This is a genomic window from Acinetobacter sp. 22512 (genome assembly GCF_052044755.1).
Lineage (GTDB): Bacteria > Pseudomonadota > Gammaproteobacteria > Pseudomonadales > Moraxellaceae > Acinetobacter > Acinetobacter pittii.
The window spans coordinates 1-17,196 of record NZ_JBQENP010000013.1 but is presented as its reverse complement, the minus strand read 5'-3'; the positions used below and the strand labels follow the sequence as shown (position 1 = coordinate 17,196).

Genomic DNA, 17,196 nt, shown 5'->3' with positions numbered 1-17,196 from the left:
GAGAAAAGCCTCTTCGGAGGCTTTTTTTATTTTCGGTATATTTTGTGCTTATAGGAAGGGAATTTATAGCTAAAAGGTTTTGAGATTGATTAACTTAAAAAATCTTAATCGTGAGAATTGGATTCTATGTGCAAAGTTGTCGTTGGATGAATATCAAAAGGACTATGTTGCACCAAATGTATATTCTATTGCTGAGTCTAAAGTGGAAGAACATTACTGTCCACGAGTGATTTGTTCAAATGATAGAGTCATTGGATTCTTAATGTACTGTGTCGAAGTTGACCCACCTGATGAGACATTATTTTGGTTGTTTCGTTTTATGATTGGCAAAGACCATCAAGCCAAAGGTTATGGTACCAAGGCATTGCAAATGGCAATTGATGAAATAGCTGCAAAAGGAGCTAAACGAATTCGAACGATGTATAAATCTTCTAATAACATTGCTGGAAAACTTTATAAAAAAATGGGTTTTATAGAAACTGGAGAATATGATGAGTGTGGAGATATTATTTTAGAGTTGAATATTTCGCTTCAAAAAAAAACGCTAACTGAAGATTCAAGTTAGCGCAGGAGTTAATAGAGTTAAATATATTGAAAAGCAATATTAGTTACTGCTCACAATTCCAATTTTAGTGACACCTAAACGCTGTGCTGTAGCCATGACCATCGCTACATTCTTATATTCAGCCATCTGGTCTGGTTTGAGTTTGATCTGGTCTTGATCTTTTTTAGCAACAACACCTTGAAATAAAGTCTCTAGCGCCTTTCGGTCAGAAACCTCTTGGTTATTCCAAAATACTTTGCCTACCGCATCAATTCTTACATCAATGACTTCAGGTGGCTTTTCATTTGTTGGTGGCGGTGTGCCATTTGGCAAATTAATATTAATCGCGTTGTTTGGTGTAGGTATGGTAATAATAAACATAATAATGAGTACCAACATGACATCAATAAGAGGTGTCATGTTGACTTCTAACATCACATCGTCATCATTATTTGAACCGACATTCATACCCATAAAATTCTCCTTAAGTTAATTACGGGGAGGCTGGAGGGGTAGTAACAAAAGCAATTTTGCCAATACCAGCTTCTTTGGTCGTACTAATGACCTGATCTATCGCTTCAAAATGGGTAAGCTGATCACCCCGAATATGAACTTCTGGCTGAGGTCTTTTTTGTGCAACTGCTTGAAGTTTTGCCAGTAATATCTCTTTACTAGGCACATAACTTTCGTTCCAGAAAATATCGCCTTTCTTATTTACTGAGAGTTGAATATTTTCAGGAGTGGTTGCATATGGAGTATTTTTTTCTTCTGGTAGTTTCACTGGAACCGTATGTGTGACTACCGGAATAGTAATAAGAAAAATAATAAGTAAAACCAACATGACATCAACCAGAGGTGTCGTGTTAATTGTGCCAATCATTTCGTCATCATCTTCAGAACCAACACTCATACCCATAATGTTTGCTCCTGATTATTTAATACTGCGATTAACTGAATTATTGGTATTAATTTCTCCACTTAATAAAACCGCGTGTAAATCTGAACCAAATGAACGGACATTTTCCATAACTGCTTTATTACGGCGTGTAAGCCAGTTATAACCAAGTACAGCAGGTACTGCGACTGCAAGACCAATCGCTGTCATAATCAGAGCTTCACCAACGGGGCCTGCAACTTTATCGATAGATGCTTGACCTGAGATACCAATGGCTGTTAATGCGTGATAAATTCCCCATACAGTACCAAAAAGACCAACAAATGGTGCAGTAGAACCTACTGTTGCTAAAAAGGCTAAACCACCGCCTAAATGATTTTGTATTTTCTCAATTGCGCGTTGAATTGAAATGCTCACCCATGTATTAAAATCGATTCGTTCAAGTAAAGAACCGCCATGTGATTTAGTTGAATTAATGCCTTTTTCTGCAATAAAGCGATAAGCGCTACTTTGTTCTAAACCTTCTGCAGCATTATCAAGGGAAGTCGCTTCCCAGAAATGTTTTTCAGCTTCTTTGCCTTGGCGTTTGACTTTACCTTGCTGCAATAGTTTAGAGATGATGATGTACCAAGTTCCAATCGACATGAGTACTAATATAAATAAGGTAGACTTAGCAACTAAATCACCTTCGCGCCAAAGGGCTTCTAGGCCATAAGGGTTTTTAACAGTTTCACTCGTTGCGGGTTTCGGTGGTGGAGTTGGAGTATTTGTACTTGATGTAGTTTCAGTAGTTGCTGTGGCCACAGGAGTATTGCTTGTTTCTTCTGCGAAAACTGAGCTTAATGGAAGTAACGAGCAAGCTGCGATTAGACTTGCAGAAGCGAAACGAACTAACGGTTGAGTTGATTTTTTCATCGTATATCTCCAATATTTTTTAATTTCTTGCTAATTCAATTGTTTATTCAATTACAAATGGATATTCAATTTCATACCAATCTTGCTGAGGTACACCATCTTTCATTGCTGGTTTGAACGTACATAAGCTGTAAGCTTTAGTTGCCGCTTTATCTAAAATTTTGCTGCCACTCGATTTTTTTACTTTGGCATCAATAACTTTGCCGGATGTATCAACCAAAACACGTATTCGCACTGTCCCTTGTTCTTCATTCATAAGTGCTTCTCGTGGATATTCTGGTTTTTCACAGCCAGCAGAACCCTCTGAAACACCACGACTTACACCAGCTGGTTTTGGTGCCGGCGCAGCAGCCACTGGAGCAGGTGCGGCAACAGGGCTTGGAGATGGGGTACTAGGTGCCGCAGGAGCTGGGGTAGCCGCTTTAGTCGGTTGAGCCACTGGTGTCGTTTTTTGTACCGGTGTTGCTACTTTCTCTACTTGTTTAGGCGGCTCAGGAACCTTGGCAACTTTTTCTACCATTTTTGGTGGCTCAGGCGGTTTTTCCTTTGGTTTCGGCTCTTCCGGCTTTGGTGGAGGAGGCGGCTTAATATCCTGAATAATTTGTAATTCCACAGGTTTTTCTGCTGGTTTTTGAATATTGTTTGCTAAACCTGACATCAGAATATAGGCAACAAGAAGATGCAGAAAAATAACTGCAGCAATACCAATTAGGCGTTTGGCAGATTTATTTTCTATGTCTGTAAAAGTCATGCCCATAGTTACTCCTGAAACTTGAGACAAACAATTCTTAAATTAATGTTTGACTAAGGGTGAGTATTCGGTCTGCAAACACGATGTCTGAAGTCGTGTTTGCAAAATAACCAATTAGAACTTGTATGTACCACGTAAATAGTATGTACGTCCTGTTGGGTCACCATACCGAGGGTCATATCCGTATTGGAAATTATCTAAAACGTTTGAAGCAGATGGGTCTTCATCGAAAATATTTTTAATACCCGCTGTTAGCTCAAGATTTTTAAAGCCTTTATAGGTACCAGAAATATTGTAGAGGGTATAATCACTAACTTTGTGATGATCATATTGTTCTTCACCTATCTGATTTTGATCATCGTAACCACGTACAAACTGTTGTTCAAAAACTAGTCTCCAATTTTCATATGCCCAGTTAATATTAGCTGTGTGTTTCCATCGGACAACAGCAGGGTCTTCATATAGGCCAACCTGTCCTGTCCATGGCTCACTTTTTGAGTCGCGATAATCTAGTTTGGATACATAAGTCCCATCAATTCCAAAGCCAAAACGGCCAGTGGATGTCATTGGAGTTAAATAATTCAGACTAATATCAAAACCTTCTGTTTTCATACCACCAGAGTTGAATAAGTTGGTTTTTATATAGTCGATAGTACCATCAGCATTTCTTACAAAAAGAGCAGAGTATTTTTCAGGTTCTCCAAAGATTGTGGCTTCTCCCACCTGAGCAATCAGGTCGTCAATTTTAATATTGAAATAGTCAACCGTTAGTACAAGGTTTTTAATTGGCTCGAAAACAAAGCCAGCAGTAAATGATTTTGATTCTTCAGGTTGTAAATCTTTTGAGCCTCCCTGTAATTTCATAAATTGAGTATTACAAAAGTCATTTTTATTTTTCCCTTCTACGACCTCACCGCCTGGGCAGTAAAGTGGGTCATTATATTTTGCACCAGTATAAGTTTTGCTTTGAGCCGCATTAATCTCATATAGGCTTGGTGCACGGAAACCTGTGCTATATGAGGTACGGAACATGAGTTGTTTTAATGGCTCCCAACGGATCGCGAATTTAGGGTTAAAAGTATCGCCAAAGTCACTATAGTCATCGTAACGAGCTGCAAGTTGTGCTTCGATCGTTTTGGTTATAGGTATTTGTAATTCTGCAAATGCAGAGGTAATGTCTCGGTCGCCAGAATTATCAGGTTTACTAGGGTCTGTACCACTACTAGGAGCTTGACGGACTAAATCTGCATTAATATGTTGTTTCCAATCTTGATTAGTAAAGCTGCCTCCTAAAGCAAAACCAACCTCACCAGCAGGTAAAGTAAAAATAGGACGGCTAATACTGAAGTCAGCAGTAGTGGATTCTAAAGTTGCTTCATTATATTTTCCTTTAACTGATAAACTGTTCCAGATATTAGGATCACTACTTTCACCAAATGGGTTTAATGTTCCGTTATTTAAGGCATCTTGTAATTTAGTCTTATTTAATTGACCAGTAACGAAATTATCTGAGGCTTCACTTTTTGCATAGGTAATACCTGTGTTTAAATCCCATCCCCATACGTCACCTTCCAGACCAGCAAAAAGCCGATATGATTCATTAATTGATTTAGCTATACGGTTCCCAGCATGTGAGCGTAAATAGAGTTCTAGGGGGGCACCACTTAACCCATTAACGCTAGGAACAATACCATTGCCTGGATAATATGGACTATCACTTGGAAGGGTGACGCGAGTTGAAAGATTGCTACGGCTAAAAGGATCTGGAGCAACAGAAGTGATAACTTCACTACGTGAATAAATATATTCACCAATAGCATTTAAATTATCATTAACTTTGAATGTACCACGTCCTAAAACAGAAACGTTTTCTACGTCAGGTTTGATACCTATCAAAGCTTGAGTATTTGCATAACAGAATCCCTCTTCTGCTGACTCTGTGGGGCCCAAACATTGACCATTTTGAGCATAGGGATTTCCAGAAACTCCAGATATAGGATCATAAAAATTTGAGGTAAACGCATTAGCAGAGCGTCCATCAAGACCGAGTTCTGGTAATACTCCGCCACGTTCAGAAATTTTTCGGTCTTTTGCCATAATGCCGTTAGTACGACGATAATCTACAACACCGAAAATATTAAAACCATCTTCATCTAAGTCGCCATAGCCACCAAAGATAGAAATATCTTGTTTGTCACCACCTTTGTGTTCTGGTTGTAACAAGCCTGCGCTAATACCCACACCTTGATATGTTTTTTTTGTAATGAAATTAATAACCCCTGCAACAGCATCGGCACCATAAACTGCTGAGGCACCATCACGTAAAACTTCAATACGATCAATCATTGCTAAAGGAATAATATTTAGGTTTACGGTGGAAGTACCAAAAGGGTTCGCTGCGAGGCGTCGTCCATTAAGTAAAACGAGTGTTTTATCGCTACCTAAACCCCGAAGGTTAGCGGTAGAACCATCGGTATTACTGGCACCCACATTCTGGTCAGTTGAAAAACCTGCCTGATTTGAACTTACACGGGTTAATGCCTCTTCAACTGTAGTAACGCCAGCATTTGCGAGATCTTCGCCTTTAATAATGGTAATAGGTGAAGCACTTTGTGCTGCAACTCCTTTGATTGAAGAACCTGTAACGGCAACTTTTACGACTTTTGTTGGTTTTTCATCACTACTTGATTGTTCAGTTTCTGCTGCCTGTGCCAGGGTAAGACACATCATACTTAAACTAAGGGTGCTTAATTTAAGAATTGTTTTGCTGATCTTGGGGGTTGCCTGAGATCGAACATTGTATTTTTTTTTCATCGTGGATTTGATCCCTTTTTGTTGTCGTTAGCGATATTGCTGGAAAGTTTTTAAGCAAAGCAAGTGCCAACTATATATTTTTCTTTTTTTAGTTTATGCAAAATATTGATATATATTGATTTTATTATGATTCAGTACGAAGATTCATCTGTTATTAAACAAAAATAAATTTTCCGTTTGGAAAATTTTTGATCGCTGGCCAAAAGTTTCAAATTTTTTTGTATAAAAAATATACATTGCTGGACTCTTCACATGCTTAATAAATAAAAATGTATCGTTTTAGAACCTTTTTATATGTAATGTTATAATATTTATTGCTATGTCTTTGAGTTGTATTTTTATTATAAATCAATATATTGAATGGTAGTTATGTGTGGGGGGAGCTTGATCTAATGTGGAACATAATTAATTTTTAATGTATTTTATTTGTGCATTTAAGGTATTAGATGATTAACATATGCAAATATAATATTTGGCAAAAAGTTACTTTTATCTATATAGTTCAAACCATTTTAAGTACCTAATAAAAATATGAATTTCTAATATTATTAATTATTTTGTGATGAATATTAATAAATGGCATGAAATTCGCTTTATTTTCAGTAGTTACAAAAGATTGGGTTTTTGACTTTGTTTTTCCATTTGTTCAAATAAAAATGCTCATAGAAAAGTAAAGAATTAAACCTAAATAGGCTTATCTGTTGAAAAAGAACTTTTCTTATGCAGATTTAGATGTTACTCAAAAGGATAATATCTTTTAAAAAACTAATTACGTGGGTATGAACTTGAAATTAAAATTTTTTAAGCTCGCCATTTTAAATCTGGCTATTACATCAGTTCCTTGTGCTTACGCAATTACGCCAGCGCAACCAAACAAAATTTTGCATGTTGCCTATGAAGCCCCAGATGATGGCTTTGATATGGTCAAAACCACCAATTTCTATAGCGCTAATATTGCTGAGGCAATTTTTGAGCCTTTACTTAAATATGACTATCTGGCACGCCCATTACAGTTAGCTCCCTATACAGTAGAGAGCCTGCCCAAAGTGGAACAAGACGGTAAAGTGTATACTTTTAAAATTAAGCCAGGTATCTATTTTACTAATGATCCCGCTTTTAAAGGTAAACGCCGTGAGCTAGTAGCCGAAGACTACGTCTATACAATTAAACGTATTCTAGATCCTAAAAATAGAGCACCGTCTGTTTCATTCATTGATGGTAAGTTACTAGGTGCCGATGCGGTTGTAGCCCAAGCAAAGAAAACTGGAAAATTTGATTATGCTGCTCCAATTGCAGGAGTCAAAGCACTTGATCGATATACTTTACAATTTACCTTAACTCGCCAAGACTATAATTTCCCTTATATTCTTGCCTATATTGCATTTGGCGGAGTTGCTAAAGAGGTTGTTGATTATTACGGTGACCGTATTGGTATGCATCCGGTAGGTACAGGCCCTTACATGTTAAGTAAATATGTACCAAGAAGTAAGGTCGAGTTGATTGCTAATCCTGATTATCGTGGTTTTGTCTGGAACTTTAAGTCGACAGGAACACTTTGGGATAACCAGCTTGTTAAGGAAATGTCTGGAAAGAAAATGCCACAAATTGGAAAGGTGGTGGTCAGTATTATTGAAGAACAACAGTCAAGATGGTTAGCTTTTCAGTCGGGTCAATTAGATTTTGACAAACTTACAGCAGATGCTGTTCCTCAAGCTTTAGATGGAAATCAGCTTAAAGCTTCTTTTAAGAAGAGAGGAATTAAACACTTCCCATATAAGGAACCAGAAATGACCTATACCATCATGAACATGCGTGATCCGGTGATTGGTGGTTTTAGCCCAGAAAAGATCGCTCTTCGTAGAGCAATTACGTTGGCATATAATCAAAAAGAAAGTATAAAACAGGCTTATAAAGGGCAAGCTGTTCGCGCTGAAATGTTTATACCTGAAGGCGTGAATGGCTATAACCCGAAATATAAAAGTAGCGTAGCGTACAACCCGTTGTTAGCAAATAAATTACTTGATTATTATGGTTATAAAAAAGGTGCTGATGGTTATAGAACCCAGCCAAACGGGAAACCTTTAATTTTAAAAATCAATACAGAAAATAGCTCGGCCTCAGTTATTCACTCAGAACTTTGGAAAAAGAATCTGGATGCGATTGGCATTCGAGCTGACTTTAAAGTGAGTAATTTTGCAGATAACTTAAAAGCCGCAACTCAATGTAAATATATGATATGGAGCGGGGCATGGATTGCTGACTATCCTGAAGGAGATAATTTTGCACAGTTGCTTTATGGACCAAATGCTGGACAGGGAAACCATGCTTGTTATCAGTCTAAAACATATGATGCTCTTTACACTCAGGCCATTCATTTACCACCGCAACAACGTCTACCATATTATGAAAAGCTTAATCGCCAGATTGAAGCTGATAACCCATGGATTGTTCATGTAACTCGAATTCGTAATTGGTTGATACGCCCACAAGTTCAGGGTTTTAAACCCCATCCTATGATGAATACAAACTGGCAATATCTTGATATTACCCCTATTAAAAAATAAATTTAGATAAAGATCATCATGACTGAAAATTTAAAACAAAAGCTCAAGCATTGTAGTATCAGCTTGCTATTCGCTAGTATGGCCTTAACGGGATCTACAAGTATTTTTGCGAAAAGCCCAGCCGATCCGAATAAAGTTTTACGTTATGTATTTCCAACAGCTGAGACAGGTTTCGACCCAGCTTATATCCATGATTTATATTCGGCGCATGTAACCACATCGATATTTGAAACTTTATATACCTATGATTATTTAGCAAGGCCGGCAAAGCTTATTCCGCAAATAGCAACTGCTATGCCAGAAGTCAGTGCCGATGGTCTGACCTATACCATTCACATTAAAAAGGGAATTTATTTTACGCCAGACCCTGTTTTTAAAGGCAAACCTAGAGAATTAACAGCCAATGATTATGCGTACTCTTTTAAGCGTTTATTGGACCCGAATCTGCGCTCTCCAAATAGCTGGTTATTAGAAAACAAAATTGAAGGTATGGATGCGTTAGTCAAAGCAGCTAATAAATCCGGAAAATTTAACTATGACCAAAAGGTAAGTGGTTTACAAACACCTGATAAATACACTTTGGTGATTCGTTTAGTTAAGCCAGACTATAACTTTCCTTTATTACTGGCCCATGACCCGACAGGTGCAGTGGCACGTGAAGTCATCGAAAAGTATAAAGACAAAGCCGGTTATGTTATGGGCCATCCTGTAGGTACAGGTCCTTATGTGCTGAGCAAGTGGATACCAGCATCGCGTATTGTTTTAAAAGCGAATCCTGATTATCGGGGCTTTACTTGGAACTTTAATGCCAGCAGCCCTGAAGATCAGGCAATTGTGAAGCGACTTAAAGGTAAAAAAATGCCCCAAATCGGCACAATTGATATTCAGGTGATGGAAGAAAACCAATCGCGGTGGCTAGCATTTCAGCGTGGTGAGGTTGATATATTTCAGCTTGAAGGCCAACTGGTCGCAAAAGCGGTTAAAGACGGTAAATTAAGACCTGAACTTGCTAAAGAAGGTGTGCAGTTATCTCGCATTGTTGACCCCGAAATTAGTTATATTTATTGGAATCTTAAAAATCCAGTTGTTGGGGGAATGAGTAAAGAGAAAATTGCTTTACGCCGTGCGATTGCGATGTCTCGTTCAATAGATCAAGAAATTAAACTAGTAAGAAATGATGATGCACAGCGTCTACATTTTCCAATTCCACCAGGTGTAGTGGGTAATGACCCTCAATACAGAACCAGTATGCCCTATTCTGTGAAAGCAGCAAATTTACTATTAGATCGATATCACTATAAAAAAGATGCCTCAGGTTGGCGTACGCAACCAGACGGAAAACCACTTGTCATTGAATATATGGCTCGTAGTGACAGTATTGGCCAGCAAAGCGCTGAGCTGTGGAAAAAAAATTTTGATAGTTTGAATATCCGTATGGTCTTTAAACCCATGCTCTTTGCAGATCTTATTCGTGCGCAAAAACAATGTGACGGGATGTTCGGGTCTTCTGCATGGATAGCCGATTATCCAGATGGGGATAATTTTATGCAGAATTTTTATGGACCTAATACACATATGACGAACTGGTCTTGTGGTTCTATACCAGAGTTTGATCAGTTGTATCGCCAAACGCAACAAATGCAAGCAGGTCCTGAGAGAGATGCACTTTATCGAAAAATGACACGGTTGTTAGAAGTTTATATGCCTGTTCAAATCTCATATGCACGCTACCGGAATATGCTGGCTCAACCAAAAATCATTGGATATAAGAAGCATCCAATTTTACATGCAGAGTGGATGTATTTCGATATTGATACAAATACTAAATCTAATCATTAAATGAAAAAAATTGGAGATACAATGAAAAATAATGCACTGAAAATGACAACCTTATGTATGTTGACCATAGGTGTAAGTCAGTTTGCAACGGCAGAGACAACACGTCCTATTTTGCCATTACTTAAAGCACAACAACTTCCAGCATGGTGTGATGCGAATTTAAAAAAGATTCAGAAAGAGATTTCAAATTTTGAAAAAACACCTGTTAAAGATAATGCAGCAGCGGCACCTATATTGGCAAAATGGGATAAAATTTTTGCGCATTTTGAAGATTTCTCAGGTCCTATAAGTCTATATAGTAACGTAGACCCAGATGCAAAGTTACGTAAGGCAGCAGAAGACTGTGAAATCAAAATTAATCAGTTTCATACTGATATATTTCAAAATTCAAAATTATATAACGTCATTAAGAATACAAAAGCTACTGATCCGATAGACCAAAAATATCGTCAAGATATCTTAGATCAATTTGAAGACACAGGCGTTCAACTTGAGCCAGTAAAACGTGCACGAATGAAAGCTATTCTGGATGAGTTGACCAAACTCGAACAAGAATATGCCCGTAACGTCCGTGATAATCCAGAGAAACTTGAGTTTACTCCTGAAGAGATGAAAGGCTTACCTCAAAGTTATATTTCAGCATTAAAGAAAAATGCTAAAGGCAACTATTTATTAGGTTTTGAATATCCGGAATATCGTCCTTTTATGGAGTTGGCAGATAATGATGATGCCCGAAAAAGATATCAAATTGCCTTTACGCGACGGGGTACTGAACAAAATTTAAAACTACTTAAACAGGCAATTGATTTGCGTTATGAGCTTGCTCAGTTATTTGGAAAAGCAAGTTATGCAGATTGGGTTTTAAAAGACCGTATGGCTAAAACGCCTGAGGCTGTAAATCAATTTTTGGCAGAAGTACAAAAAACAGTAGCACCACTAGAACGCAAAGAAGTAGAAGAACTCCGAGCATTTAAAGCACAAACTTTAAAAACGCCATTAGAAAAAACCGAGATAACGCGTTGGAGTGAAGCTTATTGGAGTGAAAAACTTCGTAAGAGTAAATATCAGATTGATCAGGAAAAACTTCGTGATTATTTTCCAACCTTAGCTGCTCAAAAATGGTTGTTTGCCATTTCATCTGACCTTTATGGTATTGATTTTAAACCTGTCAAAGTTAAAGCATGGCAGGACGAAGTTGAATATTACGATGTAGTTGATAAGAAGACAGGAAAACTCCTTGGTGGCTTATATATGGATAAATTCCCTCGTGAAGGGAAGTATGGCCATGCCGCTGTTTGGGGAGTATATGGTGGTAGTACATTAACAAACCGCTTACCAGTTTCAGCCCTAGTTACGAACTTTAATCGTAAAGGGCTAAATAGCGATGAGCTTGAAACGTTTGTCCATGAGTTTGGTCATGCTCTACACGGCATTTTGTCAAATACCCGCTATACCAGTCAGTCTGGAACATCCGTAGAGCGTGATTTTGTAGAAGCACCATCTCAAATGTATGAAGAGTGGGCACGCCGTAAAGAGACTTTATCTAAAGTGGCTGATTATTGTGATCCAGCCTGCCCACGTGTTGACGATGAGTTAATTGCCCGTTTAAAAGCTGTACATAATTATGGTCGTGGCTTGCGTTATGCCCGTCAGACCCTTTATGCACAGTACGATATGTCATTGCATACTGCTGATGCTTTAAAAGTGAAACCTTTAGAAAATTGGCAAAAAATGGAAGCTGCTACAGCTTTGGGTTATGTACCAACAACAGAGTTTCCTGGGCAGTTTGGGCATTTGATGGGCGGTTATCAAGCTGGTTATTACGGCTATATGTGGTCTGAGGTTTTAGCTTTAGACATGCTTTCTGCTTATGGGGACAACCTTAATAACCCGCAAGTAGGGCAACGTTACCGTCAAACGATCTTATCGCAAGGTAGCCAAAAACCAGCAGCTGAATTAGTTAAAGATTTCCTCGGTCGTGATCCTGACAATAAAGCATTCTTTAACGAAATTACCGGACAACGGGTTAAATAAGGAATTATCACTATGCTGGCATATGTTATTCGGCGTTTATGGCAGATGATTCCAACTATGTTGGGGGTAGTCTTACTTATTTTTATTCTTTTTAACTGGGTAGGTGGCGATCCTGCTTATATTTTAGCGGGCAAGATGTCTAATCCTGAGCAGATCGAAAACATTCGTAAGCAGTTAGGTGTCGATCAGCCTTATTACGTTCAGCTCTGGATTTTCATTAAACAAATACTGACTTTTGATTATGGTGCGAGTTGGAGTACTGGCGAACCTGTTTCTCAAATTATTTTAACCCGATTAGGACCCTCACTCACGCTTCTAATTCCACTGACTATTTTACAGACGGTTATTTCAATTATTTTGGCATTGGCTGTTGCTGCGGTACGTGGATCTCTAACTGACCGCATGGTCATGATGCTATGCACTATTGGCATGTCGATCAGCATCTTAGTTTACATTATCGTTTTTCAATATGTTCTGGCGTATCAGCTAAGTTGGTTTCCTGTGCAAGGCTGGAGCGACACCTTTACTGATAATTTATTTAAGTTTGCCTTACTACCAATTCTAATCATGTTGGTGGTGAGTATTGCCCCGACTTTACGGTTATATCGTAGTTTCGTGCTTGATGAAATTAATCAGGACTATGTTCGAACAGCACGCGCTAAAGGTGTGGGTGAAAGCCGAATCTTAGGTGTACATGTACTGCGTAATGCTTCAATTCCGATTATTACCGACGTGATGTCAACTTTACCTGCATTGCTCATAGGCGCATTTTTAATTGAACGTTTTTTTGGTATTCCAGGGATTGGTCGAGAGGTGATTATTGCAGTTGAGCGAAGTGATTTTCCTGTCATTAAAGCAATTACAGTTTACATCGCAGCTGCAACCATGATTTTTAACCTGATTGCCGATTTGGTCTACAAAGTGGTTGATCCACGTGTACAGTTGAAGTAGGTGGGCTATGCTGAGCGTTTTATCAAAAAGAAAACAACAAACAAAAGCCGAAGCTCATTCATCTGGCATGTGGAAACTTGCCATGCGACGTCTTCGGGCCGACAAGATCGCGATGTCATCATTAGTGATTGTATTGCTTTATTTTATTATCTTGGTTCTATCAATGACGGGCGTGATTGCATCTGACTGGAATAAAGAAGTTGCTGTGAGTTATGCGCCACCCACATTTATAGGGGCAGACAAGACAACAGAAGCTGGACAAAATACAGCAGCAATTGAGGAAGAATTACCAGAAAATCCAGTTGATCCTTTAAAAGATGTAATTAACAAGCTTAAGGCTGAAATTAAACAAGAAAAGAGCTCTGGAAGTGCAATTGATTATTATGGTGTAGTTGACCCATTAGCTGATGATATGAAAGCGATCGATCAGCAACTGGGCGGACATCTACTAGATCAGCAAGCAGAACTGAAAAGTACCCTTGTGTTTGGAGCTGATAAATGGGGACAGGACGTTTTAAAGAAAACTATTAAAGGTGCTGAAACTTCAATTATTGTTGGGGTGATATCGGCTTTACTTGCAGTAGGAATTGGTACACTTTTAGGCGCAATTTCTGGATATTTCGGTGGTTGGGTTGATGATATTCTCAACTGGTTTTATAACATTTTTACCTCAATTCCATATTTGTTATTAGTTCTCGCGATTGCTGCAGTACTTCAACAAAAAGGCATTCTATCTATTGTTCTGATTTTGGGTTTAACGGGCTGGACAGGTGTTTATCGATTAATACGTGCGGAATATATGAAACACACTGCACGTGAGTACGTCCTTGCTGCCAAAGCAATTGGTGTTGGTCACTTCCGCCGTATGTTCATTCATATTTTTCCAAATGTCAGCCATATTGCTTTAGTCCAGATGTCAATTTTGGTGGTTTCTTTTATTAAATCTGAAGTCATTTTGAGTTTCTTAGGCTTCGGTGTACCGGTAGGCGTAGTGTCTTGGGGGAGCATGCTAAATGAGGCACAAAGTGAACTTCTTTTAGGCAAATGGTGGCAGCTTGTAGCAGCCTCTGTCGCAATGGCTGTTTTAGTTACTGCATTCTCAATGTTTACTGATGCTCTTCGTGATGCATTAGATCCAAAACTAAAATAAGAGGAAACCCTAATGTCAGAACAAGAAAATAAGAGTGTGCCATTACTTCACATTGAAAATTTACGTGTAAGTTTTAAAGGCGAAGACAAAAAGTATATCGAAACTGTAAAAGGAATCTCCTTTGATATTCCAGCAAATACCACTGTTGCTTTAGTTGGCGAGTCGGGTAGCGGCAAATCAGTTACTTCTTTGGCAACTATGGGCTTACTACCTGTAGGCCAAAGTAAAATTGATGAAAAAAGTAAGATTGTTTTTGAAGGAAAAGATTTACTGAGCTTATCCCGTAAAGAGATGCGACAAATCTGTGGTAAGGACATAGCCATGATTTTTCAGGAGCCGATGTCATCATTAAATCCTGTTTTTACGGTTGGCAATCAAATTGCAGAAATGTTGTGTTTACACATGGGTTTGAGCCGTAAACAGGCTCGACAACGTGTTTTAGAGTTGCTTAAAGAAGTAGGTATTCCTTCACCTGAAACTAAAATTGATGCTTATCCAAATCAACTTTCGGGTGGTCAACAGCAACGTGTCATGATTGCTATGGCGATTGCGTGTGAACCTAAACTGCTGATTGCTGATGAGCCTACCACTGCACTTGATGTCACTATTCAAAAACAGATTATTGATTTGCTCGAGTCATTGCGTAAGAGCCGTCAAATGTCGATGCTTTTTATTACTCACGATTTGGCTTTGGTTGGTGAAATTGCAGATAAAGTCATTGTAATGCGTCATGGCGAGATTAGAGAGCAAGGTGTTGTGGAACAGGTTCTTGAACAGCCTAAAGATGTATATACGAGAGCTTTGTTATATTGCCGCCCGCAAATGTCACAACGACCTTATCGATTGCCCGTGACGAGCGATTTTATGCGTCAAGAAGATGATGTATTGGTCGAACAAAGTTTTGACGTTTCAGAAATTCCTGAGCGCAAGCGTGGTTTAAATGGTGATGAGCAAATCATCTTAGAAGTAAAAGACCTGAAAAAAAGTTTTTATAGCCGTAAAGGCCTATTTGGCAAAGAAGAGTTTCAGGCCGTAAAAGGAGTTTCTTTTAAGCTGGCTAAGGGAAAAACTTTGGGTTTAGTCGGAGAGTCTGGATCAGGTAAAACGACTGTTGGGCTATTACTCATGCGTTTACATCAGGCATCTGGTGGGCAGGCTTTCATCGAAGGTAAAGATATTCTTTCATTAACTGAAAAAGAGTTTGCTAAATATCAACGTAAAATCCAGATCATCTTTCAAAATCCCTATGCGTCTCTTAATCCACGCTTTACCATTGGGCAGATTTTATTAGAGCCTATGCAAATTCATAAAATCGGTAAAGATGATGCAGAGCGTAAACAAATTGCCCTTGGACTGCTTGAGCGAGTCAATTTACCTGAACAAGCTTACTACCGATATCCGCATGAGTTTTCAGGTGGACAACGTCAACGTATTGCCATTGCACGCTGTTTAACGCTGAAGCCTGAAATTTTGATTTGTGATGAATCTGTTTCTGCACTAGATGTTTCAGTTCAGGCACAAGTACTTAACCTATTACAAGATTTACAAGATGAGTTTGGGCTGAGTTATATCTTTATTTCACATGACTTATCGGTTGTGAAATATATCTCTGATCAGGTCATGGTCATGAATCATGGAGAAGTTATTGAAATAGCCAATTCAGATGAACTCTATGCACATCCTCAACATGATTATACTAAACGACTATTAAAGGCGATTCCTCAAGGGATTCAACACATTTCATGAGCGTAAAGTTATGTCGTTAAGGGCACTTTCGAGTGCCTTTTTATTTGGTTTATGTGGTAAATGCTTATAAAATAAGAGAGATAAATGTAGAGTATTTTATTCTTGTTATGTGCGCTAATTTTAAACCTTTAACGTTTGCCCAATTACAGCAACTTCAGTTGCCTGTGGTCGGCTTTAGCTATGCCGAAGAGGTTTATCCTGCAGGAACAATGCCACTATTATTTAAATCACCACAAGGGCTTGAGTGGCGTGAAGTGATGTTCGGATTGGTTCCTAAATGGGCTGAAGATACAAATATAGCAAAACATACCTACAATGCCCGCCATGAGACTATTTTTCAAAAACCTAGCTTTCAAGAAGCTGCACTTAAATGTAAATTTGGTGTGATTCCAGTGACCGAATTTTATGAAAGTAAGTATATAAATGATAAACCTGAGCGGTGGGGTGTTCGCCGTAAAGATGGGCAGGCTTTTTTCATCGCAGCAATCTATGAAATTTGCAAAATAAATGAAACGATTATTCGTTCTGCAAGCATGTTGACGATGGATGCTATAGACCATCCGATGATGAAAGATTTTCATGAGCCAGGCGATGTTAAACGATCAGTTATTGTGATTCCACATGAACGACTAGATGAATGGTTAAGTTTAGAAACACCAGATATTTCCAGCTTTATCGAAGGCTTTCCAGTTGAAGAGTTTGAATGCTCTCATGTACCAAAAGAAAAAATTATAAAACCTACACCACAGTTAAGTATGTTTGACTAATCTATCTAAAATTAAGATGAGGTTATTGATCTCAAATTTGAATCAATAACCTATATCACTTATTCAATATTTTTACTTAATGTTTGTACCTCAGAGTCTTCAGCTAAATAGCTCAATTCAATGGGTGAAATCACAAAAGTTGTATTATCTGAGGCCTGTTTAAATACAAAGCCTGATGTGTGCTGAGAAAACAGGAGGTTTTAACTTGGTAAACTATAGACACTCA

13 protein-coding genes and 2 pseudogenes are annotated in these 17,196 nt (G+C 38.4%); 8 read left to right on the top strand and 7 right to left on the bottom strand.

All coding sequences use genetic code 11. The features are described 5' to 3' along the window. Positions 1-85 precede the first annotated feature (85 nt). Positions 86-565, top strand: coding sequence for a GNAT family N-acetyltransferase (locus ACTJJG_RS13825; RefSeq protein WP_032057009.1), 480 nt, complete (start codon positions 86-88; stop codon positions 563-565). 39 nt (positions 566-604) lie between these two features. Here ACTJJG_RS13825 and ACTJJG_RS13820 read toward each other — a convergent pair whose 3' ends face one another. From ACTJJG_RS13820 to ACTJJG_RS13795, 6 genes and pseudogenes are all read right to left on the bottom strand, one after another. Beyond that, positions 605-1,018 (bottom strand): ExbD/TolR family protein, encoded by a 414-nt coding sequence (locus ACTJJG_RS13820; protein WP_032057008.1) that lies wholly within the window; start codon positions 1,016-1,018, stop codon positions 605-607. 19 nt (positions 1,019-1,037) lie between these two features. Beyond that, positions 1,038-1,460, bottom strand: a complete 423-nt coding sequence (locus ACTJJG_RS13815) for an ExbD/TolR family protein (RefSeq protein WP_002118000.1) — start codon at positions 1,458-1,460, stop codon at positions 1,038-1,040. A gap of 15 nt (positions 1,461-1,475) precedes the next feature. Continuing rightward, positions 1,476-2,354 carry a MotA/TolQ/ExbB proton channel family protein gene (locus ACTJJG_RS13810; protein ID WP_005069505.1) on the bottom strand — a complete coding sequence of 293 codons (879 nt, stop codon included), beginning with the start codon at positions 2,352-2,354 and terminating at the stop codon, positions 1,476-1,478. A gap of 43 nt (positions 2,355-2,397) precedes the next feature. Further along, positions 2,398-3,111, bottom strand: a complete 714-nt coding sequence (locus ACTJJG_RS13805) for an energy transducer TonB (RefSeq protein WP_005069504.1) — start codon at positions 3,109-3,111, stop codon at positions 2,398-2,400. Between the two features lie 108 nt (positions 3,112-3,219). Beyond that, positions 3,220-5,919: a TonB-dependent receptor gene (locus ACTJJG_RS13800; RefSeq protein WP_032057007.1), complete on the bottom strand. Its 2,700-nt coding sequence runs from the start codon at positions 5,917-5,919 to the stop codon at positions 3,220-3,222. A gap of 520 nt (positions 5,920-6,439) precedes the next feature. After that, a pseudogene (locus ACTJJG_RS13795) lies at positions 6,440-6,561 on the bottom strand (hypothetical protein). A 131-nt stretch (positions 6,562-6,692) separates the two neighbouring features. Between ACTJJG_RS13795 and ACTJJG_RS13790 the strand changes: the two are divergent. The 7 genes from ACTJJG_RS13790 (at position 6,693) to ACTJJG_RS13760 (ending at position 16,970) form a co-directional block, all read left to right on the top strand. Continuing rightward, positions 6,693-8,483, top strand: coding sequence for an ABC transporter substrate-binding protein (locus ACTJJG_RS13790; protein ID WP_372552522.1), 1,791 nt, complete (start codon positions 6,693-6,695; stop codon positions 8,481-8,483). Positions 8,484-8,498: 15 nt separating this feature from the next. After that, the gene (locus tag ACTJJG_RS13785) at positions 8,499-10,322 is read left to right on the top strand and encodes an ABC transporter substrate-binding protein (protein ID WP_440608969.1); all 1,824 of its coding nucleotides are present in this window, start codon (positions 8,499-8,501) and stop codon (positions 10,320-10,322) included. Further along, positions 10,323-12,356 carry a M3 family metallopeptidase gene (locus ACTJJG_RS13780; protein WP_080776876.1) on the top strand — a complete coding sequence of 678 codons (2,034 nt, stop codon included), beginning with the start codon at positions 10,323-10,325 and terminating at the stop codon, positions 12,354-12,356. It abuts the gene before it with no gap. A 12-nt stretch (positions 12,357-12,368) separates the two neighbouring features. Continuing rightward, positions 12,369-13,307, top strand: a complete 939-nt coding sequence (locus tag ACTJJG_RS13775) for an ABC transporter permease (protein WP_000881922.1) — start codon at positions 12,369-12,371, stop codon at positions 13,305-13,307. A 7-nt stretch (positions 13,308-13,314) separates the two neighbouring features. Next, positions 13,315-14,457, top strand: a complete 1,143-nt coding sequence (locus ACTJJG_RS13770) for an ABC transporter permease (RefSeq protein ID WP_032057000.1) — start codon at positions 13,315-13,317, stop codon at positions 14,455-14,457. Positions 14,458-14,469: 12 nt separating this feature from the next. Beyond that, positions 14,470-16,203: an ABC transporter ATP-binding protein gene (locus tag ACTJJG_RS13765; protein WP_440608966.1), complete on the top strand. Its 1,734-nt coding sequence runs from the start codon at positions 14,470-14,472 to the stop codon at positions 16,201-16,203. 107 nt (positions 16,204-16,310) lie between these two features. Then, complete coding sequence (locus ACTJJG_RS13760; protein ID WP_031945788.1) at positions 16,311-16,970, top strand: SOS response-associated peptidase family protein; 660 nt, start codon at positions 16,311-16,313, stop codon at positions 16,968-16,970. Between the two features lie 59 nt (positions 16,971-17,029). Here the strand turns inward: ACTJJG_RS13760 and ACTJJG_RS13755 are convergent. Continuing rightward, a pseudogene (locus ACTJJG_RS13755) lies at positions 17,030-17,143 on the bottom strand (hypothetical protein); the annotation flags it as partial. Between the last annotated feature and the right edge of the window lie 53 nt (positions 17,144-17,196).

Excerpts from the sequence above, each read along its gene's own strand:
- ACTJJG_RS13820 (WP_032057008.1), bottom strand. The coding sequence starts at position 1,018 with ATGGGTATGAATGTCGGTTCAAATAATGATGACGATGTGATGTTAGAA.
- ACTJJG_RS13815 (WP_002118000.1), bottom strand. The coding sequence starts at position 1,460 with ATGGGTATGAGTGTTGGTTCTGAAGATGATGACGAAATGATTGGCACA.
- ACTJJG_RS13810 (WP_005069505.1), bottom strand. The coding sequence starts at position 2,354 with ATGAAAAAATCAACTCAACCGTTAGTTCGTTTCGCTTCTGCAAGTCTA.
- ACTJJG_RS13805 (WP_005069504.1), bottom strand. The coding sequence starts at position 3,111 with ATGGGCATGACTTTTACAGACATAGAAAATAAATCTGCCAAACGCCTA.
- ACTJJG_RS13800 (WP_032057007.1), bottom strand. The coding sequence starts at position 5,919 with ATGAAAAAAAAATACAATGTTCGATCTCAGGCAACCCCCAAGATCAGC.
- ACTJJG_RS13780 (WP_080776876.1), top strand. The coding sequence starts at position 10,323 with ATGAAAAAAATTGGAGATACAATGAAAAATAATGCACTGAAAATGACA.
- ACTJJG_RS13775 (WP_000881922.1), top strand. The coding sequence starts at position 12,369 with ATGCTGGCATATGTTATTCGGCGTTTATGGCAGATGATTCCAACTATG.
- ACTJJG_RS13770 (WP_032057000.1), top strand. The coding sequence starts at position 13,315 with ATGCTGAGCGTTTTATCAAAAAGAAAACAACAAACAAAAGCCGAAGCT.
- ACTJJG_RS13765 (WP_440608966.1), top strand. The coding sequence starts at position 14,470 with ATGTCAGAACAAGAAAATAAGAGTGTGCCATTACTTCACATTGAAAAT.
- ACTJJG_RS13760 (WP_031945788.1), top strand. The coding sequence starts at position 16,311 with ATGTGCGCTAATTTTAAACCTTTAACGTTTGCCCAATTACAGCAACTT.